At 67.3% G+C, this 19,337-nt stretch carries 17 protein-coding genes; 9 read left to right on the top strand and 8 right to left on the bottom strand.

Translation table 11 applies throughout. The features are described from left to right. Window positions 1-3: 3 nt before the first annotated feature. From V7E00_RS16930 to V7E00_RS16915, 4 genes are read right to left on the bottom strand one after another with little or no spacing between them, the layout of a single operon-like run. Window positions 4-951 (bottom strand): FecR family protein, encoded by a 948-nt coding sequence (locus tag V7E00_RS16930; protein ID WP_333573770.1) that lies wholly within the window; start codon window positions 949-951, stop codon window positions 4-6. Continuing rightward, window positions 941-1,498 (bottom strand): RNA polymerase sigma factor, encoded by a 558-nt coding sequence (locus V7E00_RS16925; protein WP_333573769.1) that lies wholly within the window; start codon window positions 1,496-1,498, stop codon window positions 941-943. Before V7E00_RS16925 ends, V7E00_RS16930 begins: the two co-directional genes overlap by 11 nt. Window positions 1,499-1,521: 23 nt before the next feature. Beyond that, complete coding sequence (locus V7E00_RS16920; RefSeq protein WP_333573768.1) at window positions 1,522-2,325, bottom strand: ChbG/HpnK family deacetylase; 804 nt, start codon at window positions 2,323-2,325, stop codon at window positions 1,522-1,524. Further along, on the bottom strand, window positions 2,300-3,163 hold the full coding sequence (locus tag V7E00_RS16915) for a glycosyltransferase family 2 protein (RefSeq protein ID WP_333573767.1): 864 nt from the start codon (window positions 3,161-3,163) through the stop codon (window positions 2,300-2,302). The genes V7E00_RS16920 and V7E00_RS16915 overlap by 26 nt, the downstream gene beginning before the upstream one ends. 280 nt (window positions 3,164-3,443) lie before the next feature. Between V7E00_RS16915 and V7E00_RS16910 the strand changes: the two genes are divergently transcribed. The 5 genes from V7E00_RS16910 to V7E00_RS16890 all read left to right on the top strand — a co-directional run bounded on the left by V7E00_RS16910 (window position 3,444) and on the right by V7E00_RS16890 (window position 8,691). Further along, entirely contained in the window at window positions 3,444-4,934 is a 1,491-nt protein-coding gene (locus V7E00_RS16910) for an ArnT family glycosyltransferase (RefSeq protein ID WP_333573766.1), read from the top strand. 61 nt (window positions 4,935-4,995) lie between these two features. Then, on the top strand, window positions 4,996-5,820 hold the full coding sequence (locus V7E00_RS16905; RefSeq protein ID WP_333573765.1) for a glutaminyl-peptide cyclotransferase: 825 nt from the start codon (window positions 4,996-4,998) through the stop codon (window positions 5,818-5,820). A gap of 113 nt (window positions 5,821-5,933) precedes the next feature. Then, window positions 5,934-7,352 carry an amino acid permease gene (locus tag V7E00_RS16900; RefSeq protein ID WP_333573764.1) on the top strand — a complete coding sequence of 473 codons (1,419 nt, stop codon included), beginning with the start codon at window positions 5,934-5,936 and terminating at the stop codon, window positions 7,350-7,352. After that, window positions 7,349-8,215 (top strand): S-methyl-5'-thioadenosine phosphorylase, encoded by an 867-nt coding sequence (locus V7E00_RS16895; RefSeq protein ID WP_333573763.1) that lies wholly within the window; start codon window positions 7,349-7,351, stop codon window positions 8,213-8,215. The genes V7E00_RS16900 and V7E00_RS16895 overlap by 4 nt, the downstream gene beginning before the upstream one ends. Further along, entirely contained in the window at window positions 8,215-8,691 is a 477-nt protein-coding gene (locus V7E00_RS16890) for an FKBP-type peptidyl-prolyl cis-trans isomerase (RefSeq protein ID WP_333573762.1), read from the top strand. The genes V7E00_RS16895 and V7E00_RS16890 overlap by 1 nt, the downstream gene beginning before the upstream one ends. Window positions 8,692-8,973: 282 nt before the next feature. Here the strand turns inward: V7E00_RS16890 and V7E00_RS16885 are convergent, their stop codons facing one another. Both V7E00_RS16885 and acnA read right to left on the bottom strand, forming a co-directional pair. After that, window positions 8,974-10,155, bottom strand: coding sequence for an NF038122 family metalloprotease (locus V7E00_RS16885; protein WP_333573761.1), 1,182 nt, complete (start codon window positions 10,153-10,155; stop codon window positions 8,974-8,976). 268 nt (window positions 10,156-10,423) lie between these two features. Further along, window positions 10,424-13,096 carry an aconitate hydratase AcnA gene (gene acnA, locus V7E00_RS16880; RefSeq protein WP_333573760.1) on the bottom strand — a complete coding sequence of 891 codons (2,673 nt, stop codon included), beginning with the start codon at window positions 13,094-13,096 and terminating at the stop codon, window positions 10,424-10,426. A 921-nt stretch (window positions 13,097-14,017) separates the two neighbouring features. Here acnA and V7E00_RS16875 point away from each other — a divergent pair. Together V7E00_RS16875 and V7E00_RS16870 are read left to right on the top strand one after the other, a co-directional pair. Beyond that, complete coding sequence (locus V7E00_RS16875; RefSeq protein ID WP_333573759.1) at window positions 14,018-14,782, top strand: tryptophan 2,3-dioxygenase; 765 nt, start codon at window positions 14,018-14,020, stop codon at window positions 14,780-14,782. Beyond that, entirely contained in the window at window positions 14,779-15,903 is a 1,125-nt protein-coding gene (locus tag V7E00_RS16870) for an aminotransferase class V-fold PLP-dependent enzyme (protein ID WP_333573758.1), read from the top strand. The genes V7E00_RS16875 and V7E00_RS16870 overlap by 4 nt, the downstream gene beginning before the upstream one ends. Here the strand turns inward: V7E00_RS16870 and V7E00_RS16865 are convergent, their stop codons facing one another. Together V7E00_RS16865 and V7E00_RS16860 are read right to left on the bottom strand one after the other, a co-directional pair. Continuing rightward, on the bottom strand, window positions 15,904-16,338 hold the full coding sequence (locus V7E00_RS16865; RefSeq protein ID WP_333573757.1) for a CoA-binding protein: 435 nt from the start codon (window positions 16,336-16,338) through the stop codon (window positions 15,904-15,906). Between the two features lie 3 nt (window positions 16,339-16,341). Further along, window positions 16,342-17,298, bottom strand: coding sequence for a P-loop NTPase (locus V7E00_RS16860; protein WP_333573756.1), 957 nt, complete (start codon window positions 17,296-17,298; stop codon window positions 16,342-16,344). Window positions 17,299-17,369: 71 nt separating this feature from the next. Here V7E00_RS16860 and hflK point away from each other — a divergent pair, with 71 nt between their 5' ends. Continuing rightward, entirely contained in the window at window positions 17,370-18,449 is a 1,080-nt protein-coding gene (gene hflK / locus V7E00_RS16855) for a protease modulator HflK (RefSeq protein WP_333573755.1), read from the top strand. Beyond that, a complete protein-coding gene (gene hflC / locus V7E00_RS16850; protein ID WP_333573754.1) occupies window positions 18,446-19,297 on the top strand; it encodes a protease modulator HflC in 852 nt (283 codons plus the stop codon). Before hflK ends, hflC begins: the two co-directional genes overlap by 4 nt. The last annotated feature ends 40 nt before the right edge of the window (window positions 19,298-19,337 follow it).

The raw sequence follows: 19,337 nt of genomic DNA, 5'->3' as shown, positions 1-19,337 counted from the left end.
AGGCTAAGGCGCGTTCGGCCCCTGCTCCGCCAGAATCCACTGCCCCCCGTCACGTCGCCACGTCGCCCCGATCAGTTCCGCCAGGCGCGGCACGTCGCGATCGGCGACGCCGGACAAATGAACGACGCCGGTGAACGGCCTTTCCGACAGCGTCCCGCGCAGGGCAATGTTGGTGCCGTAGAGACGTTTCAACGCGCCTGCAACCTCACCCAGGGGTTGTCCCGCGAAGCTCAGACGGCCGCTGCGCCAGCCGCCGACCAGCGCCGGCGCGATCCGCGTCCGGGCTACGTCCGCACCGTCATCGCGTGCCGAAAGCGCGTCGCCGGCACGCAGCGTAACCGCCGACGCATCGGGCTGGAACGCCACCGCGCCTTCCGCAACGGCGACCCGAATGCGACCATCCAGATGCGCGACGTTGAACACCGTGCCCAGATCCTGCACCGCGACGCCGCCGACCTTGAGCGTGAAGGCCTTGGCGGAATCGTGGCGGACCTGGAACAGCGCCTCGCCGCGATCGAGCGTCGCGACGCGCGGATCGTTGCGGTCCAGCGTGAGCTGTGTCCCGCCGCTGAGTTCGATCGTCGTGCCGTCGTCCAGCGCGATTGCCCGGCGTTCGCCATCGCGCGTGGCGACCTGATAGGTCTGCGCGGCCGGCCGCATCGCCGGCACCAGTGCGAGCGCGACGGCAGCCGCGGCGGCCACCCCGCCCGTCCACCACAGCCAGCGCCGCGGCGCTGGGCGATTGTCGTTCTCCGCGATCGGCGCGGGTTCGGGAAAGCGGGCATCGGCGACCATCCGGTCGGTCGCCGCGACGCGATCATAGGCCTCGGCATGCGCCGGGCTTTCCTCGAGCCAGACGATGAACGCTGCCCATTCGGCCTCGTCCGCTGCCGCCAGCCGCAGCTGCCAGGCAATCGCCGTCTCGATCGCGTCTGCCGTCTCAACCTGCACGGTCGGAACCCCTTTCCCTATCGAGACGACGCGCTTCGGCCGAATCCACACCGCCGATATCAAGCCGGTCCTGAATTTTCCTGTACGCCCGCTGCAACAGCTTTTCGACGCCGCTCACGCTGATGCCGAGCTGCTCGGCAATCGCACGCTGCGGCCGCGCCTCCAGGCGAAACAAGCGAAGCGCCGTCGCCATGCGTTCGGGCATCTCGCCGATCGCCTCCTCCACCGCCTGCCACTCGCTGCGGGCGACCAGCGTGCGTTCGGCGTCGGGCACTTCCTCGGCGCCGGGTTGCGTCTCTACCCAGCCGGCATCGCGGCTGCCGCGACGCCCCGCGGCGATCCGCCGGTCGGTCGCAAGATTGGCGGCAACGCGGTAGAGGAAGGCGGCAGGCTGGGCGATCGGCTGCTCCGCCAGCTGGTCGATCCGCAGCCACATGTCCTGCAACGCATCCTCGGCGTCGTCGCGATTGCCGAGCCGCGCGACGAGCAGGCGCAGCAGCATCGGCCGCTGCGCCAGGAACACCGCCTTCAGCCCGTCGTCACGCACCCGCTTCCGATCCTCGACGAGGGTCAGGCGGGAAACGCCAGCCCCTCGGCAACAGCCATGTCGGCGATCGGCAATCGGTGCAAGGCCTTGGCTTCCACAATTCGCGCGGCTGCGATGCCGTCACCGGTACGCTCTCCCGCCCCGGGATGGCACATCACCAGGTGCATCGGGCCCGGCCGGCGCAGAAAGCGCGGAAATAACGCCGCATAGTCGCCGCGGAAGTTGTAATGGCCGGCAAAGCCGTCATTCGTGCGCAGCCCCAACGCGGCCGCCGCCGCGCGCAGCCCGCGGCTGTGCCACGCGCTGCCGATCGCCTTGCCGGTAAACGGACGCGCCAGCATCGCCGCGGCGCCGTCGGTACAGTCGCGCACCCATGCCCCCGGCGCGCGGGCGGCGGTCTCGGCGAGCACGAGGTCGCGGATGCCGGGCAGGACATGAACATGTTGGTGGCCGTCGACAAAAGCGGGCGGGCGACGCAGCGCGGCGAAAAAGGCGTCGAATTGCGCCGATATCTCTGTCGCCACTTCATCGAGCGGCACCGTCCAGCGGCTCGCCGCCGCGGCCAGCGGATCGACCCTCGGCATCCGACCGTCCGGCGCGAAGCGCGGCATGGCGGTGCGCGGCGCCTCCTCCGTCAGCGTCAGGTGCAGCCCGATTTCAACATGCGCCGGCAGATCCGCGAGCATCCGCGCATCCTCCGCCCAGCCCGGCATGACCGCCATGCAGCTGACCGCGTTGATCTTGCCGGCATGGGCGAGGGCGACGATGGCGGCGCTGATCGCCGGCGAATAGGCGAAATCGTCAGAGCAGAGAATGAGACGGGACAAGCACCGGTCCTTCGAGATGCTGATACTGGCGCTCGCGGATGCGATTGCTGAGCAGGCGGCGGCGCTGCAGGCGGCGCGCGAGGAACTTGTAGAAAAACCAATCTCCCGCGATCGGCGCTGCGGCCGAGTAGAGCAGGCGTTCGAACAGCGTCCAGCGGATCGAGTCCCGGTCCCGCTCGCGGGAGGACGGCATGCACCACATCGCATCCGAATAGCCCATGCGGCCCTTGCGCATCACGCGGTGGATGACCTCGTGGTCCTCGAGCACGAAATTCCAACGCGCCGCGTCGAAGCCGCCGGCCGCCCGCAGGCTGCGTGTGCAGAAGGCCTGGCCCGCGCCGCCCGCATGGCATTGCCGGGGCAGCAGCCGTGCCGCGGTGAGGAAGCGCCGCGCCTCCAGGAGGCGGCCCGCCTCGCCGGTTTCGGGCGCGATGAAGTAGGCGCCGGCGACGACATGGCCCGGCTGCGACAGGATCGCTTCGGCCGCTTCCAGATAGTGGTTCGGATACACGGTATCCGCATCGCAGGTCGCGACCCAGCGGGTCCGCACCCAGGCCAACCCCGTGCGCAGCGCCGCGACCTTGCCGGGGGTGCTCTCGGTGATCAGCAGATAGTCGAGCTGGTGCTCCCGGCACGCCGCCTCCGCCACGGCCGCGCTGTCGTCGGTCGAGCCGTTGTCGACCAGCACCAGCGTGAACCTGGTCACCTGGCGCGCGAGGCTTTCGATCGTCGCAGGCAGATAGTCGCGTTCGTTGAAGAACGGGATCAGTACCGTCCAGGCAATCCCGGAATCCTGCGGCGCGCCATCAAACGGGTCCTTCGAAAGATCCAGAAACATCGCTGCGGTCACCCTATCGATTCGATCGGGCGCAGGAGACCGCCGCCGGAATCAGCACTCCGCCAACGAATTGGCGCTGGCTGATTCCTGGCCTGGCCAGTGCTTCCCCACCCGATCGAAAGACGACGCCTTCCCGACCGATCCACACCGCACCCGGATAAAAATTTCGGATTGCTTAATCGGTGGGCAGGCGACGACATGGCCGCACCGTTTCCGCACCGGCGCGCGCAAAAATATCGCGCATGACTCAGGGGTGGACCGCGACTAGTTGGTCTTCCCCGTGAAGCATTGGACGCCCGTTCTGCCCGCGCGCGATGCGCGATCGTGGCGGCAGCCCTTCCATGCGCTGCTGCTGTTCTCGGCAGTGGCCGTGGCCCTGCGCCTGCACGATTTCGGCAACCCGGTGATCCATGTCGACGAGCAATATTATCTGCTGGTCGGTGACCGGATGCTGCACGGCGCGGTCCCCTATGTCGACTTCTGGGATCGCAAGCCGCCTGGGCTGTTCCTGCTCTTCGCCGCGATGCGCCTGCTGCCGGGCGACGGCATCCTCGCCTATCAGCTGACCGCCACGCTGTTCGCGGCGCTCACCGCCGGCATGATCGCGCTCTCGGCGCGGCGGCTGGGTGCACGAACGGTCGGCGCGGCGGCGGCGGGCTGCGCCTATCTGCTGTGGCTCGGCTTCCTGAGCGGGCGCGGCGGCCAGTCCCCGGTCTTCTACAACCTGTTCATGGCAGCCGCGGGCTGGCTGACGCTCCGACTGCCGGCGCTGGCGGCCGCCCGGGACAAGCGGGCCATCGCGCTACAGGGTGCCGCCGCCTGCCTCCTCGCCGGGCTCGCGATCCAGACCAAGTACACGCCCGCGGTGGAAGGCGCGTTCTTCGGCCTTGCCCATTGCTGGTATCTCCACCGTGCCGGGGCGAGGCTGCCGCTGCTCGGCGCGGCGGCCGCGCTCTGGGCGCTGCTGGGTCTCGCGCCGACGCTGGCCGCAATCGGCTGGTACCATGCGCAGGGGCCTGCAGTCTTTGCCAGCTTCTGGTTTTCCAACTTCGCGTCCGTAGCGTTGCGACGCGGCTACCCGGCCGCAAAGATCGCCGGGCGCCTGGCGGGCACGACCGCGCAGCTTTCCCCGTTCCTTGTCGCAGCAGCCCTCAGCTGGCGCTGGCAGCCGGCCGCACGCCGCGCCGAGCTGGGGGTCGCGCTCGGCTGGCTGGTCGCCGCGCTGATCGGCTTCGCGATGATCGGCGCCTTCTTCGATCATTACGCGCTGCCGCTGCTGGTGCCCTTCGCGATCGTTGCCGCCCCCGCACTCGGACGCTGCCGCCGGCTCCTCGCGGCGAGCGCCGCGGCGGCGGCCATCCTGTTCGCCGTGCACTGGGAGACCGAGCCGGACGACCGCGCCACGGCGCAGGCCGCCGCGCGGATCGTCGCCGCGCATGCCGACCAGGGCTGCCCCTATGTCTTCGCCGGCGATTCGGTGCTGTACCTGCTCGGCCACGCCTGCGTGCCGACCGCCTATGCCTTTCCCTCGACGCTTGCCTATGCGGCCGAACAGGGCGCGACCGGCATCGACGAAGCCGCCGAGGTCCGCCGGATCATGGCCGCCCGCCCTCCGGTGGTGGTGACGATGGACCCGCCGCTTGCCCCCTGGAACCAGCAGAGCCTCGCGGTGATGACGCCGCTGCTCGCCCGCAGCTATCGCCTGGAACTGCGCGCCCCTCGCGAGGAAAGCCTTCTCCTCGTCTATGTCCGTCGCGATCTGGCGCGCTAGGGGTTTACACGGAGGGCCGGCTTCGGCTTGGGTAGCCCGACGTAGAAGCGAAGGGGTTCCGATGAAGCGCATCCTGTTGGTGGTCTTGGCCGCGGTCGTGCTGGTCGGAGGCGCCGCCTTCGCCTTCACCCGGATCAAGCCGAGCGGCATTCCCGTGGTCCGCGCCGTCGCCGTCGCGACGCTGCCGCATGATAGCGGCGCGTTCACCGAGGGGCTCTTCTTCGAAAAGGGCGCAATGTACGAAAGCACCGGGCAGGTGGGCGAGTCGGTGATCCGCAAGCTGGATCCCGCCACCGGCAAGGTGCAGCAGGAAACTTCGCTTCCCGCCCCCTATTTCGGCGAGGGCATCGTCGCCTGGGGCGACAAGCTGTTCCAGCTGACCTGGCAGGACAAGACCGGCTTCATCTACGGCCTCGACAAGTTCGAGCCGCGCGGCACCTTCTCTTATACCGGTGAAGGCTGGAGCCTCACGCGCAACGACAAGGGCATCATCATGAGCGACGGCACGCCGGTGCTGCGCTTCCTCGATCCGAACTCCATGCAGGTCACCTCGACGCTGCGGGTAACGGCGAATGGCTGCCCGGTCGCCAACCTCAACGAGCTGGAATGGGTCGACGGCCAGATCTATGCCAACATCTGGCAGACCAACCTGATCGCCAAGATCGATCCCGTGAGCGGCAAGGTGACCGGCTTCCTCGACGTGAGCGACCTGGGACCGAAGGATCGCGGCACCGACAATGTGGCGAACGGCATCGCCTATGACGCGCCCACCAAGCGGCTGTTCGTCACCGGCAAGCGCTGGCCGCAGCTCTATCAAGTGAAGGAAGGCGATGCGGTCGCCAAGTCGGCCGAGGCGGCGAAGCTGACGAGTTGCACCCAGCAGTAAGCCGCGCCCTTCGGCCTTCCTCCAATCTCCCTCCCCCAAGCGGGAGGGTCAAACCCTTGCCCCCTCCCCACGTCGCGCTATCACCGGCGCGCCAAGAACATAGGGGAGGATCCATGGCCAGTCTGTTCCGTCTGAAACCCATCCATGCCGCGGCGGACCAGCCGCACGGACATCAGCTCGCCCGCACGCTCAGCTGGTATCATCTGGTGGCGCTGGGCGTCGGCGCGATCGTCGGCACGGGCATCCTCACCCTGATCGGCGTCGGCGCGGATCGCGCGGGGCCGGCGGTGATCCTCTCCTTCGTCGTGGCGGGGGCGATCTGCGCCTGCGCCGCGCTTGCCTATGCCGAGCTGGCGACCAGCATCCCGGCCTCGGGCAGCGCCTATACCTACAGCTATGTGGCGCTGGGCGAGATCGTCGCCTGGGTGGTCGGCTGGAGCCTGCTCGCCGAATATACGCTGGTGGTCGCCACCGTCGCGGTCGGCTGGTCGGGCTATGCGACTCCCTTCCTGCTGGGCCTCGGTGTACCGGCCGAACTCACCCATGGCCCGCAGATGGTCGAGGGCCACATTGCCGCCTGGGGAGTCAACGTGCCGGCGCTGTTCGTCGTATGGCTGGTCGCGGGGCTGCTGATCCTCGGCACTCGCGAAAGCGCGACTCTCAATGCGATCCTCGTCGTCGTGAAGCTGATCGCGCTCGCCGTGTTCGTCGCGGTTGCGCTGCCCTATTTCGATTCGGCCAACTTCGATCCCTTCGCACCGTTCGGCTATGCCAAGCATGCCAGCGGCGGCGTGGAGCGCGGCATGATGGCCGCTGCGGCGATCATCTTCTTCGCCTTTTACGGTTTCGACGCGATCTCCACCGCTGCCGAGGAAGCGAAGAACCCGGGTCGCGACCTGGCGATCGGCATCGTCGGATCGATGGTGGCGTGTGTCGCGATCTACATGGTCGTCGCGCTCGCCGCGGTCGGCGCCTTGTCCTACACGCGCTTCGCCGACAGCCCCGAGCCGCTGGCGCTGATCCTGCGCGAGATCGGCAAGCCGGGCGTCGCCAAGTTCCTGGCGCTCAGCGCCATTGTCGCGCTGCCCACCGTCATCCTTGGCTTCCTGTTCGGCCAGAGCCGCATCTTTTTCGTGATGGCGCGCGACGGCCTGCTGCCCAAGAGCCTCGCCAAGGTCTCGCGCCGCGGCTCGCCGGTGCGCATCACCCTGTTCACGGCGGCCATCGTCAGCTTCTTCGCCGCCTTCCTGCCGATCGACGAGATCGCCGCCCTTGCCAATGCCGGCACGCTCACCGCCTTCGCCGCGGTCGGCCTCTGCCTGCTGGTGCTGCGCCGCCGTGCACCGGAGCTGGTCCGTCCGTTCCGCACGCCTGCCGCCTGGGTCGTCGGCCTCGGCGCGATCTTCGGCTGCTTCTATCTCTTCCTCAGCCTGCCTACGAAGACGCAGCTCTGGTTCGGCTGCTGGAACCTCTTGGGTCTGGCGGTCTATTTCGCCTATGCCCGCCGCAACGCAGCAAAGGGTGACGCATGAGCGGTTGGACGATCGGGATCATCGGCGGTTCGGGCCTCTACGATGTCGAAGGCATCGAGGGCGGCGAATGGGTGGACGTGGCGAGCCCCTGGGGCCAGCCTTCGGACGCGTGCTTCGTCGGCCATGTCGGCCAGGTGAAGGCGGTGTTCCTGCCGCGCCATGGCCGCGGCCACCGCATCAGCCCCTCGGACCTCAACGTCCGCGCCAATATCGATGTGCTGAAGCGGCTGGGCGTGACCGACGTGCTTGCCGTCTCCTCGGTCGGCTCGCTGGCGGAGGAGCGTGCGCCGGGCACCTTCACCATCGCCGACCAGTTCATTGATCGTACCAAGGGCCGCACCCCCAGCTTCTTCGGCACCGGCCTGGTCGCGCATGTCTCGATGGCCGATCCGGTCTGCCCGCGCCTCTCCGCGCTGGCGGCCGAGGCGGCGCAGGCGGCGGGTGCGACCACCCATGTCGGCGGCACCTATCTGGCGATGGAAGGCCCGCAATTCTCGACCCGCGCAGAAAGCAACCTCTACCGCAGCTGGGGCTGCGACATCATCGGCATGACCGCGATGCCCGAAGCCAAGCTCGCCCGCGAGGCGGAGCTGCCCTACGCGCTCGTCGGCATGGTCACCGATTATGACTGCTGGCGCGAAGGCGAGGAGGCGGTCGACGTGGCGCAGGTGATCGCCCAGCTCTCCAGCAATGCCGAGAAGGCGCGGCGGATGGTGATGCACCTGCTGCGCGCGCTTCCCGCCGAGCGCGCGCCGTCGCCGATCGATACCTGCCTCGACACCGCACTGATCACCGCGCCCTCCGCGCGCGATCCGCTGCTGCTGGCGAAGCTCGACGCCGTCGCCGGCCGGGCACTCGGCTGATGGCGCGGCTTGTGCCCGCAGCAGCCGCGCTGCTGGCCGCCGCGCCCGCGATGGCGCAGGAAACCCCGGCCAATCCGTCGCAGGATCTGCGCTGGCAGAGCGCCCAGTCCCTCGCGCTGGCCAGCCGCGGTTCGGCGCAAGGGTGGCGCCAGCTCGAGGGCGGGCTGCGCTGGCGGCGCGTGAAGGGCGACGGATCGGGTGCCCACCCCAAGGTTACCGACATGGTGACGCTGCATTATGCCGGCAGCTTCGTCGACGGGACGGAGTTCGACAGCTCCTATGGCGGCCCGCCCGCCCAGTTTCCGCTCGATCGGCTGATCCGCGCCTGGCAGGTCGCCGTGCCGCTGATGGGCGTGGGGGACACGATCGAGATCGCGGTGCCTGCCGAGCTCGGCTATGGCTTCCAGGGCAAGGGGCCGATCCCCGGCGGAGCCACCCTGCTGTTCAAGATCGAACTTCTCGGCATCGGCGGCTGAGCGACGACGCGCCGCTTGTGCGTTTGCGCACGGGCGGGCATCGCAAACGTAAGCAGCGCCGCCGTACTCAGAACCGAGTGCTGTGCGTGATGTGCGCCCGTAGCCATACTCCCGCTGGAGGCGAACGACCGGCGCGCACGCCGCTTTGCCGCCTCCTGCTACTCGGATGGACGGCCAGCTGGAAAGCGAAGCTGGGTGCAGCACGGAGGTGCTCGGCGCCGGATGCGAAACGGCCCCGCTTCCGCAGAAGCGAGGCCGCCTTCAACTACGCCTTGGGCTAGCTCAGGCGAAGCTGACCTTCCGGTTGCGCGTGCGATAGCGCATCACGCCACCGATCGCACCAAAGCCCAGGATGAGCATGGTCCAGCTTTCCGGCTCCGGCACGGCGTTGCCGCCGGCGATCCACGCCTTGTACACATCCGCGGTCGACGCCTTGTACCCGCCATTGGCGAGCACATCGACATTGGTATTCCAGCCGATCGCGTCGAACAGCGCGAGGTCTGCTGCGGTCACCTGGTCCATCAGCCCGCCGCAGGTATAGGGATTCATCACGCCGACGAAACCGCTGCAGGTATTGTTCGCCTTCCAGTGCGAAGCCTGCCAGGTGTCGCCATTGTTCTCGCCCGTGGAGAAATAGGCGTTGCCCTGGAACGGAGTCGCGCCGCCGTCGATCGAGAAATAGGCAGGCTGGTTGAAGGCCCAGTTCAGCGAGTCCTCACCCGTGTAGCGGAACATGTCGGCGGCATAGGCCCACCAGTCGCCGTCCGTCTTGAAGCCACTGCCCACCGAGTAATCGAAATCGTCGGCGCCGCTCAGGAAGCCAAGCGCATGCCCCATCTCGTGGATGGCGACGCCGATGAAGTCGACCGTCCCCTTCTGGATGCCGTCGGTCGGATTGAAATCGAAGGCATAGGTGCTCGAGAACTGGATCTGTGCATCCACCGCCGCGCCCGTGCCGCCGAGCGCCTTCAGATTGGCGGAGCTGATCGCGATGGTGCTGCTCAGGTTGGTGCCGTTCGGGGCGATTCGGACGCCGTTGGCCGCAATGCCGTCCTTGGTGATCGGGTTTGCATAGGCCGGCACGATCGCGGTGACGCTGCCCTTGGCGCTAAGCGGCGCCAGATGGGCGAGGGCGACCGCGTCCAGCGCCGTGGTGCCGGTGGCGGCCAGCGCGCCATAATAGGCGCTGATCGGCACATATTGCGCCAGCGCCGAGCGGGTGCCGCCAAGGATGTTCTCGCCAAGCGGGGCGAAACCGACGTTGAACGTGAGCGACACGTCGTTGGTGAGCACGCTCTCCCAGTAGCTGGCGGCAATCTTGAAGCCGAGCTCCGCCTTGCTTCCCTTGACGCCGCCGATGTCGTTGAGCTTGATCGTCGTCTTGGCCGAAGCCGGTGCCGCGGCCGTAACCGCCAAGCCGAGCGCAGCCGTCGTCGCCAACAGCGCCTGTACCATCTTTTTCATTCAGTCCCCCTTCGTCCTGATCGATGATCCCCGGTCGGTCCTCGGAATCAGAGGTAACCGGTTGTTAACCAAGGTGACGGACCAAAAGGGAAGTGGTCAAGCCGTAAATGTTGCAGGGAGAAGAATATTTGAAATGTTGTTTCACACAACACAGCTTCAGTATTTCGCATCTATGTATTAATGAATATATTGTTGGCTGTACTTGGTCGTAGATGCGAAAAGGCCGGCGCGTTCCTGCGAACGCGCCGGCCTTTCGTTCATTAGGTGATCAGGCGGCGAGCTTGCGCAGCACGTAGTGGAGAATGCCGCCGTTGAGGAAATATTCCAGCTCGTTGACGGTATCGATCCGGCAACGGGTGAGGAATGTTTCCGACGAGCCGTCCGCTCGGGTGAGCTTCACTTCCACGTCCTGGCGCGGGCGGAGACCCGCGACGCCGGTGATGGTGAAGGTTTCCGAGCCGTCCAGCTTCAGCGTCTCGCGGGTCACGCCCTCGGCGAACTGCAGCGGCAGCACGCCCATGCCGACCAGGTTCGAGCGGTGGATGCGCTCGAAGCTCTCGGTGATCACCGCGCGCACGCCGAGCAGGTTGGTCCCCTTCGCCGCCCAGTCACGCGACGAACCGGTGCCATATTCCTTGCCCGCGACGATGACGAGCGCGGTGCCGTCGGCCTTGTGGCGCATTGCGGCGTCGTAGATCGGCATCACTTCGCCGGCGTACTTGGTCATGCCGCCTTCGACGCCCGGCACCATCTCGTTCTTGATGCGGATGTTGGCGAAGGTGCCGCGGACCATGACTTCATCGTTGCCGCGGCGCGCGCCGTAGCTGTTGAAGTCCTTCTTGGCGACCTGGTGCTCCTGGAGGAACACGCCGGCGGGCGAATCCGCCTTGATGCTGCCGGCGGGCGAGATGTGATCGGTGGTGATCGAATCGCCCAGGATCGCCAGCGGCTTGGCGTCGACGATGTCCTGCACCGGGGCCGGGGTCATCGACATGCCGTCGAAGTACGGCGGGTTGTGGATATAGGTCGAGCCGGTCGGCCAGCTATAGGTGTCCGACACGGTCACCGAGATGCCCTGCCAGTGGCTGTCGCCCAGATAGACGTTGCCGTAGCGCGAGCGGAACATCTCGTCGTCGATGTTCGCCGCGATCAGGCCCTGGATCTCCTCGTTCGAGGGCCAGATGTCCTTCAGGAAGACCGGGCCGTTGGTGCCCTGGCCGATCGGCGTCTCGTACATGTCCTCGGTCACCGTGCCCTTCAGCGCATAGGCGACGACGAGCGGCGGCGAGGCGAGGAAGTTGGCGCGGACGTCCGGCGAGACGCGGCCCTCGAAGTTGCGGTTGCCCGACAGCACCGAGGCGGCGACGATGTCGTTGCCGTTGATCGCCGCCGAGATCGGCTCGGCGAGCGGACCCGAATTGCCGATGCAGGTGGTGCAGCCATAGCCGACCAGGTTGAAGCCGATCGCGTCGAGATCCTCGGAGAGGCCGGCCTTGTTCAGATAGTCGGTGACGACCTGGCTGCCCGGCGCCAGCGAGGTCTTCACCCACGGCTTGCGGGTGAGGCCCAGCGCGCGCGCCTTGCGGGCGACGAGGCCGGCGGCGATCAGCACCGACGGATTCGAGGTGTTGGTGCAGCTGGTGATCGCGGCGATCACCACGTCGCCGTCGCCGATGTCATGGTCGCGACCCTCGACGCTCACGCGTGCGGGCTGCTCCTTCTTGTACACCTTGGTCAGGTCGCCGTTGAACACTTCGTCGACGCTGTCGAGGCTGACGCGGTCCTGCGGGCGCTTCGGGCCGGCGAGCGACGGGCGCACCGTCGACATGTCGAGCTCGAGCGTGTCGGTGAAGATCGGCTCGGGGCCGCTGACGTCGTGCCACATGCCCTGCGCCTTGGCATAGGCTTCGACCAGCGCGACATTCTCATCGCTGCGGCCGGTGAGGCGCATATAATCGAGCGTCTTGTCGTCGATCGGGAAGAAGCCGCAGGTCGCGCCATATTCCGGCGCCATGTTGGCGATGGTCGCACGATCGGCGAGCGTCATCGAATGCAGGCCGGGACCGTAGAACTCGACGAAGCGGCCGACAACGCCCTTGGCGCGCAGCATCTGGGTGACGGTGAGCACCAGGTCGGTCGCGGTGATGCCCTCGGCCAGCTTGCCGGTGAGCTTGAAGCCGACGACTTCGGGGATCAGCATCGACACCGGCTGGCCGAGCATCGCGGCTTCCGCCTCGATGCCGCCCACGCCCCAGCCGAGCACGCCCAGGCCGTTGACCATTGTGGTGTGGCTGTCGGTGCCGACCAGCGTGTCCGGGTACGCGATCGTCTCGCCGTCCGGCGCGACCGAAGACCAGATCGACTGGGCGATATATTCCAGGTTCACCTGGTGGCAGATGCCGGTGCCCGGCGGGACCACCGAGAAGTTGTTCAGCGCCTTGGAGCCCCACTTCAGGAACTCGTAGCGCTCGGAGTTGCGCTCATATTCCAGCGCGACATTGTCTTCGAACGCCTTGGGCGTGCCGAACTCGTCGACCATCACCGAGTGGTCGATTACGAGGTGCACCGGCACCAGCGGGTTGATCTTGGCCGCATCGCCGCCTAGCTTGGTGATCGCGTCGCGCATCGCGGCGAGATCGACCACGCAGGGCACGCCGGTGAAATCCTGCATCAGCACGCGCGCGGGGCGATACTGGATTTCGCGGCTGGGGGCCTTGGGGTTCTGCTGCCAGTCGACGATCGCCTGGGCATCCTCGGGCGTGACGGTCACGCCGTCGTCGAAGCGGAGCATGTTCTCCAGCAGCACCTTCATCGAGAAGGGCAGGCGGCTGATGTCGCCGAGCTTCGCCGCCGCCTTGGGGAGCGAGTAGAAGCTGTAGGTCTTGCCGGAGACGGTGAGCGAGTCACGCGTGCCGAGCGTATCGTTGCCGATGGCGGTCATGAGGCGCGGGGTCCTTTCCCTAATCTGGTCCGCCGGGCGCTCGGTGGACGCAGCCCATTATAGGCCACGCGGGCGCACCGCCGGGGTGCTGCGAATGCGAAGATTCGCGAGGGGCCTTAGCGCGGTGCGGCGGGGAGGGGAAGGGGAGGTTGGTAGGGGAACGGGCGGTGGTAGCGGTAACGGTTCTGCGCGACCGACCCATCAGCCGAATGGCAGGCGTATCTACCAGGTGACGGCGTGGGCATCATCAGCGGCGGTACCGGCGCAATGCTCGCGTAGCTCAGACCGACGGATTTTCTACAGAATACGCGCGTTTCGCACGGACGTCAGCGCCCCCCAACCGCCGAAGAACATGACGGCCAAAATCACAAATGTAGAAACCCCTGATACTTCACGGCCACTTGCCGCATTGAAGGCGTATGCGATGACCATTATAACCATCGCACCCAGCCAAGCTGGATATGCAGCCTTGAATCGAGCACCAAATCCTAAGTTTCTCGATCCAGGGCTCGTGCACACGGCAGTTAATGCAGCGGCCGCAGAGCACATGATCGTAGTACTAACAAACAGTATTAACAGCGCGCCAACCATCCTTAACCCTTCCCCCATTGCAGCATATACTGTGAGTTTTAATAGCAAAATGCCTAACTAAGGCCAAGTTGTTGTCGGATATTTTCATAATGCGCACCCCCTGCAGGCCACTGATTGGCTTCCAAGCCGACCCATTGAATACGCACGCTTGCGCACGGCCTGAACGCACCCTCGCAGCCAGTTTGATCGATCAAGGCGGACCATGGGTTCGTTCTTCCGCTGCGGTACTCCACAGAACCCGCGTTACGTCAGCAAACAGCCGCCTGCACGACCAAGCATTGAGAGGCCTCCCCCATTGCCGTTTCCCGCCCCGCTGCTAGCGTCGCGGGCATGACCGAAGGCATGACCTATGGGCGCTATCTCGCCCTCGACCAGCTGCTCGCCGCCCAGCATTTGCTATCGGACCGGCATGACGAGCTGCTGTTCATCATCATCCACCAGACCAAGGAGCTGTGGCTCAAGCAGATCCTCGCCGAGCTGCACCTCGCCAAGGGGCTGGTGCGCGCAGGCAAGCTGATCGAGGCCTATAAGGGCCTGGCGCGGGTCAGCCGCATCCAGGCGGTGATGACGATGAGCTGGGACGTGCTCGCGACGATGACGCCCAGCGACTATACCCGCTTCCGCTCGGTGCTCGGCGGCAGCTCGGGCTTCCAGTCGGACCAGTTCCGCGCGGTCGAGACGATGCTGGGGCTGCGCGGGGGCGGAGTGCCGGGGCCGCTGACCGACGAAGCCGCCGCGCTGCCGAGCCTGTGGGACGACGCCAATGCCGCGCTCGCCGCCGCCGGCTTCGCCCTGCCCGATGCCGTGCTGCACCGCGACTGGCCGACGCCCTATCAGCCGAACGACGATGTCCGCGCCGCCTGGGGCCAGGTGTATCGCGATACCAATCGCTACTGGGACCTGTACCAGCTGGCCGAGAAGCTGGTCGACATCGACGACGCGATGGCGACCTGGCGGCACAAGCATGTGCTGACCGTCAGCCGGGTGATCGGCGGCAAGATGGGCACCGGCGGCACGCCGGGCGTGAGCTATCTCGAGTCGACGCTCGCCAAGCGCGCCTTCCCCGAGCTCTGGTCGCTTAGGACGGACCTGTGAGCAGCTTCAAGCACCTGTTCCAGCGCGCACTGGCCGCCGCGCCCGACCGGCTGCACTTCGCGGCGCACAGCCACCATCTCTGGCCCGACGCCTCTTGGCTCGGCCAGCAGGCGGCGTGGGAGGATGCCGCCCGGCTCGCCGACCGCAAATGGGGCCGGGTGATGGACGACATCTGGCCCGCCGCCCAGGCCCATGTCGCCGCCGAGCTGCACCTGCCCGATCCGTCGACGGTGGTCTTCGCTTCCAACACCCACGAGCTGCTGCTGCGGCTGGTCTCCGCCATGGCGCCGCGCCGGCCGCTCCGCATCCTCGCCACCGACGGCGAATTCCACAGCTTCCGCCGCCAGTCGCTGCGCTGGGAGGAAGCGGGGACGGCGGTGGTCACGCGCGTGCCGATGGGCGAGATCGTCGCCACGGCGCAGGCGGGCGGGTTCGACCTGATCGTGGCGAGCCATGTCCAGTTCGGCACCGGCCATATCTTAGACGGCATCGGCGAGCTGGCGGCGCTCGCGCGGCCCGGGGGGCCGTGGGTGCTGATCGACGGCTATCACGGCTTCATGGCGGTGGAGACCGACCTCTCGACGGTGGCGGACCGGGTGTTCTACGTCGCGGGCGGGTACAAATACGCGATGGCGGGCGAAGGCGTCGGCTTCCTCCACGCGCCGCCCGGCTTCGGTCCGCGACCGGAGATCACCGGCTGGTATGCCGAGTTTGAGGACCTGGCGCTGCCCCCGGGGCAGATCGGCTATGCGCCCGATGCGCGGCGCTATCTGGGCGCTACGTTCGATCCCTCGGGGCTCTACCGCTTCGTGGCGGTGCGCGAGATGCTGGCGCGCGAGGGGCTGACCACCGCGGCGATCAACGCCCATGTCGCGCCGCTGCGGGCGCAGTTGCTGGAGGACTTGCCCCTCGACGCCGAGCGGATCAACCCCGCCGCGCCCGACGCACCCCAGTCCCGCTTTCTGGCGCTGCGCAGCCCGAATGCGGCCGCGTGGCAGGAGGCGCTGCTTGCGGACGAGATCGTCACCGACGTGCGCGGCGACGTGCTGCGGATCGGGCTAGGCCTCTACCAGGACGCGCGCGACGTGGCGCGGCTGCGCGAGGCGCTGGCCGCGCTCTGATCAGGCGGCGGCGAGCGGTGCGAGGCCGAGGCGACGGATCTCGATCGCCGGGCAGCGATCCATCACCACCTTGAGCCCTGCCGCTTCGGCGCGCGCGGCAGCTGCATGGTCCACCACGTCCAGCTGCATCCAGACCGACTTGGCGCCCGCGGCGATCGCCGCATCGACCACCGCACCGGCATCTTCGGACTTGCGGAAGATATCGACCATATCGAGCGGCACCCCGATCTGGTCGAGCTCGCGGAACACGAACTCGCCATGGATGTGCTCGCCGGTAATGCGCGGATTGACCGGGATGACCCGATAGCCATGCCGCTGGAGCAACAGCATCACGCCGTTACTGGGCCGATTGGGACGATCGGACGCGCCCACCATTGCGATGGTGCGGGTTTCCTCGAGCAGGGTGCGGATGTCTTCGTCACGCGTAAGCGGCATGCATCACCTCTTTAGCCACTCAGAGACGGAATCGGCCAAGGCACCAAATGCTGCGGAAGACTCCGTATCGCCAGCGGCAGGCGGCGTACCTGCATCCGAAGCGGAGCGGATCGCCATCGCCAGCGGGATACGGCCGAGGAACGGGAGACCCATCGCCCCCGCCGCCTTCTCCGCCCCGCCGCTGCCGAACGGATCGGAGACGCCGCCGCAATGCGGGCAACAATAGCCGGCCATGTTCTCAACCAGCCCGACGATCGGCACGCCGGCCTTGTTGAACAGGTCGATCGCGCGAGTCGCGTCGATCAGCGCGAGATCCTGCGGGGTGGAGACGATCACCGCGCCCGCCGGCTTGTGCTTCTGGATCATCGTCAGCTGCACGTCGCCGGTGCCGGGGGGCAAATCGAGCACGAGCAGCTCGGCATCACCCCAATCGGCATCGACCATCTGGCCCAGCGCTCCGCCGGCCATCGGGCCGCGCCAGGCGATCGCCTGGCCTTCGGCGACGAGGCCGCCCATCGACAGCATCTTCAGGCCGAACGGCGTTTCGATCGGCAGCAATACTTTGTCACGTGCCTGCGGCTTCACGCCCTCGACGCCCAGCAACTTGGGCTGCGAGGGGCCGTAGATGTCGGCATCGACCAGCCCGACCTTGATCCCGCGACGTGCGAGCCCGATCGCAAGGTTGGCGGCGACGGTGGATTTGCCCACGCCGCCCTTGCCGCTTGCCACCGCGAGAATGCGGCGCGTGCGACGCTCGCTGGTGAGGAGAACGCGCACTTCCGCCACGCCCGGCAGCGCGGCGGCGGCGCTGCGCACCTCCGCCTCCAGGGCGTCGCGCGTCTCGGGCGCGAGGCCGGTCACGTCGAGCACCACGTCGGCGCGGCCGGCTTCGAGGCGCACGGTGGCGCGACCGGCGGAAACGGGGGCAAGGGCGGCGGAAAGGTCCTGCGGTTCAGTCATGCCGCGGCACATAGGTACACAATCGTCCGACGCCACTGTAAATCCGCGTCGCCCTGCTTATAAAGGTCAGCATGGTGAATAGTTCTGGCCGTGACGCACTGTCCGGCACCTTCCACAACGAGGCGCCGAAAAGCCCATGGGGCGGCGGCTCGGATAAGGACGACGGCAACGGCGGGGGCCCGCGCAACCCGTGGTCCGTCCCGCCCGAGGGCCGGCGTACCCGCGCGGGCTCGCCCAGCGCGCTCGACGAGCTGTGGCGGCGCGCGCGGAATGGCGGCGGCGGCGGCCTCCCGGGCGTGCCCACCGGCCCGCGGCTGTGGCTGCTGATCCTCGCCGGGCTGCTGGCGGTGTGGGTGCTCTACACCTCGGTGCACCCGATCGGTCCGCGCGAAAAGGGCGTGGTCACCTTCCTCGGCCGCTATTCGGGGACGCTCGATCCGGGCATCCAGTTCACCCTGCCCGCGCCGTTCCAGCTGGTCGACGTGGTCGATGTCGGCAACATCCGCACCGAGAATTTCCCGAACAGCGGCGAGAATCTGATGCTGACCGGCGATCAGAACATCGTCGATCTCGCCTATTCGGTCCGCTGGGACGTCCGCAGCGCCTCGGCGTACGTGTTCCAGATCGCCGATCCGCGCGAGACGGTGCGCGCTACGGCGGAAAGCGCGATGCGCGCGGTGATCTCCAACACCACGCTCAACGAGGCGATCGGCGAAGGCCGCTCGAAGATCGAGGCCGAAGCCCAAGTCGCGATGCAGAAGATCCTCGACGAATATGGCGCGGGCATCCGCATCCAGGGCGTCGCGATCCAGAAGGCCGCCGCACCCGCGCAGGTGGACGAGGACTTCAAGGCCGTCACCGCCGCGCAGCAGGAAGCCGAATCGAACCGCAACAACGCCAATGCCTATGCGCAGCGCGTGATCGCCGCGTCGCAGGGCGAGGCGGCCGAGTTCGACAAGATCTACGAGCAGTACAAGATGGCGCCCGAAGTGACCAAGCGCCGGCTCTATTACGAAACCATGGAGGCCGTGCTGGCCAACACCAACAAGACGATCGTCGAGGCACCCGGCGTGAACAGCTACCTCCCGCTGCCGGCGCTGCGCCGGGGCAATGCGCCCGCCGATGCGCAGGACAAGGGAGGCGCCAAGTGACCGCCTGGGCCCGCAACCCGATCGCGCTCGTCGTCGCGGTGATCGTGGCGCTGATCGTGCTGATGAGCACTGTGGCAATCGTGCCGGAGACCAAGCAGGTCGTCGTGCTGCGGCTGGAGAAGCCGTATCGCACGGTTAACGCCTACAGGACCGGGGAAGGCTTCGGCCGCACCAATGCCGGGCCGGTGTTCCGCATCCCGTTCGTCGACCGCCTCGTCTGGGTCGACAAGCGGATCCTCGACGTCGACCTGCCCGACGAGCCCGTGCTGTCCACCGACCAGCTGCGGCTGGAGATCGACGCCTATGCCCGCTACCGCGTCACCGATCCGCTGCGGATGGTGGTGACCGTGGGCACCGAGGAGCGGCTGCGCGAACAGCTCCAGCCGCTGCTGCGCTCGTCGCTGCGCAACGAGCTGGGCAAGCGCCGCTCGAGCACGCTGCTGAGCCCGGAACGCGGCCAGGTGATGGACAATGTCCAGAATTCGCTCCAGCGGCTCGCCAGCCAGTATGGCGTGGAGATCGTCGACGTGCGGATCAAGCAGACCGAGCTGCCCTCGGGCTCGCCGCTCACCAGCGCGCTCACCCGCATGGCCACCGCGCGCCGCCAGGAGGCGGAGACGATCAAGGCGCAAGGGTTGAAGGACGCGCAGATCATCCGCGCCAACGCGCAGGCGCAGGCGGCGCAGATCTATGCGGCGGCGTTCAACAAGGATCCGAAATTCTACGACTTCTACCGCGCGATGCAGTCGTACCGGACCACCTTCCTGAGCCCGGATGCCAAGGGCGAGAGCCAGATCATCCTGTCGCCCAACAATGAATATCTGCGGGAGTTCACCGGGCAACGATGAGTCTGTCCGCTCGTTCATATTCAAACTTGGTTCAGCCGCG

Origin of the sequence: Sphingomonas sp. (genome assembly GCF_036731925.1) — a bacterium.
Taxonomy (GTDB): Bacteria; Pseudomonadota; Alphaproteobacteria; order Sphingomonadales; family Sphingomonadaceae; genus Sphingomonas.
The sequence above is the reverse complement of the archived record's forward strand: the minus strand, read 5'-3'. Positions and strand labels throughout refer to the sequence as shown.